Origin of the sequence: Mesorhizobium sp. M7A.F.Ca.CA.002.05.1.1 (assembly GCF_003998335.1) — a bacterium.
Classification (GTDB): domain Bacteria; phylum Pseudomonadota; class Alphaproteobacteria; order Rhizobiales; family Rhizobiaceae; genus Mesorhizobium.
Genome location: NZ_RZQI01000841.1, coordinates 1 through 2,558, shown reverse-complemented (window position 1 = coordinate 2,558; position 2,558 = coordinate 1). Strand labels below are relative to the sequence as shown.

At 61.5% G+C, this 2,558-nt stretch carries 2 protein-coding genes; both read left to right on the top strand.

What is annotated here, in order from left to right; all coding sequences use genetic code 11:
* The first annotated feature begins 161 nt into the window (after positions 1-161).
* The gene (locus EN939_RS29305; protein ID WP_127270919.1) at positions 162-1,283 is read left to right on the top strand and encodes a PAS domain-containing protein; all 1,122 of its coding nucleotides are present in this window, start codon (positions 162-164) and stop codon (positions 1,281-1,283) included.
* Between the two features lie 190 nt (positions 1,284-1,473).
* On the top strand, positions 1,474-2,558 hold a 1,085-nt coding region (locus EN939_RS29300), incomplete at its 3' end, for a hypothetical protein (protein ID WP_206528369.1).

Sequence of the window (2,558 nt, the reverse complement as noted above, 5' to 3'; positions counted from 1 at the left end):
GCGTTTGACGGCTCCGTCTTGGGCGCATAAATTGCGTTGAATGCATCGTCCATGCGCCGGGGGGCCGCCTGTGAAGATCAATCCACGCAAGCATAACGCACGAGCACGCCCAGGCGATGCGTCCGCTCCCGCCGCCAGCTATGGTTTGCGGAGCACCGACCTTGCCTGAGATCACGCTCGACGACTTCAACAGCCTTATCCACACGGTCTACGAGGCAGGCATCAACCCGCACAAATGGTCCGCGTTCGTCGGGGACCTGTCAGGCCATCTGGACGACACGCTCATTTGCCTGCATGCGCATGATACCGTCGCGCGAGCAAGCCTGGGCTTGCTTGCGTCCGGGGCTGCGCCGGAATTTATTGATTCCTATGTGCGAGACTATGCGACGATCAACGTCTGGGCGAACGGAATGGCTATCGCCCCGATCGGCAAGCTTGTTCAATCGGAAGAAATATACGACCCGGACAAACTTCTCAAAACCGAGTTCTACAATGACTGTCTGCGTAGCCAGAGTCTGGTGTCCGCGAGCGCCGTTGCGCTGCATCGCTCATCGGACAGGATGCTCTTCCTTTCGGGCAATATTCGCCTGCGCAACCATGATCTCGTGCGGGCGCGGGTAAACAGGACGTTTGACCTGCTTGGGCCGCATATCACCCGCTCGTTCGAGTTGATGCGGCACATCCCGCACCAGGTGGAGGGAGAAGACTATCGCGCCACTCTTGAGACATCGACCGACGCTGTGCTGTTCATCGACAGAGCCGGGCGTATCACCCACTGCAACCGTGCCGGAACGGCGATGCGCAAGGACGCGTCTTTCCTCGCCGTCGACCGCGACGGGCACCTGCACCTCAAGGATCCGAGGGCCGATACGACCCTGCGGATTGCCCTGGCCGCGATAGCGAGAGCGGATTTTCCCGCAATTCCAGGCAGCTTCCCCGTTCGTCGGGCGGCCGGTTCGCCGATGCGCGCGATGATCGTGCCGCTCGCCCACAGAACCACGCAAACAATGTTCGATCAGATTTTCGAGGACCTTCCGATTGCAATGCTGGTCCTGCGCAACCAGCCGACGCCGCAGCCTTCCGTCGCTGCATTGCCCGGCTATGGGCTGACACCGGCTGAATCGGAGCTGGCCGTGGCCATCGCCCAAGGCATCTCGCTGCGCGACCATGCGGACAGCCGCGACGTCAGCATTCACACGGTCAGGGCGCAGTTGAAGTCCGTCTTTGCCAAGACCGAGACCCGTCGCCAAAGCCAGCTCGCCGCCCTGATCCTGCGCCACTAGAGCGACAGGCACCGCCGCCTCGAAGCAAGCTCTAGCTAAGACTTTGATTTTCAGGCCGTTCCTGCGGCCGCATAGCCCAAATGGGTGATGCGAGGAATCCGTCCACCGAGCATAAGTCGTCGAAACAGGCGATCTGACCAACGTTGCAACGTTGGCTCTGGGGAAGCCCGACGCAGGCTTGGGGACGAAAATGAGAACAGGCAAGATGATGGCGGCGGCCGTGGCCTGGATCGCGGGAGCCTTCCCGACCGGCGCTCAGGAGCAAACGCCGGAGCCCTCGCAGAAATCGGTCCGCCTGGTCGTAAACGGGCAGGTTTCGGAAGACGACAACCAGCAGCGGCTGAATGCCAGGATCGTCGCTGCATTCTCCGACCTTCCGGTAGCCTTCGGCATGGCCGCGGAGAAGGGAAACGGCGTCGCGCGGCTGATGGTTGGCGGTGCGGCGAACCTGGGCGAACTGCTCGCCGTGCAGGTTACCGGACAATTCGTCCGCGAGGATGCCGATCAGCTGTTCGGCCTGACGACAGACAAGAGTGTCGAAACCTGGAGCCTTGCCAGCTCGCTCGACCTGCGCCTGAGCGCGGCGACCACGGTTTCTCTCGGTGTCGATGGCTGGAACAGCCCGTCCGCCATTTTGATTGACGAGCCCTTCGCGAAGACGCGCTTCGACGGCGCGAGCGGCGTTCGGGTTGCGCCCGGCTTCGAAACCTATCTCGATCCGACCCTGAGATTAGGCGCCAGGATCGGCTACGAGCGTGCCATCGACAATGGCGATGACGGGCTGTTCGCAAAGGTTGATTTCAGCAAGGCGTTCGGCAAGACCTCGATCGAGGGAACGGCCTGGACCTCGCCCAATTTCGGCGCGGGCGCGCAGATCGGATTGGGCTATGCCTTCGACAACGACATGACGGCAAGCGTCTACGCCGGCTATCGTGACGGGATGACGCAAGGCGCCTATCTGGGCGCGAAACTGTCGATGGATTTTGGACCGCACGCTTCGCAGGAAAGCGGTGGCCTCATCAACCGCCTCGACCGCCAGATGCAATATGCTGAAATGACGATGCCGGGCGTTCCCAAGACGGCCCGCGCGGCGGTTTCCACCGAGATCAATTCCCCGTTCAAGACTGTGTTCGACGTGCCATGCCAGAGTGTCGAGCCAACGCCCGGATGCACGTTCTTCATGGCGAACGGAAACCGGATCACCCTTGCGGACGATCCTCACTACAACAGATACGGCAACGGCTCCGACGATCTCGGATATGTCAGGTTCGACAG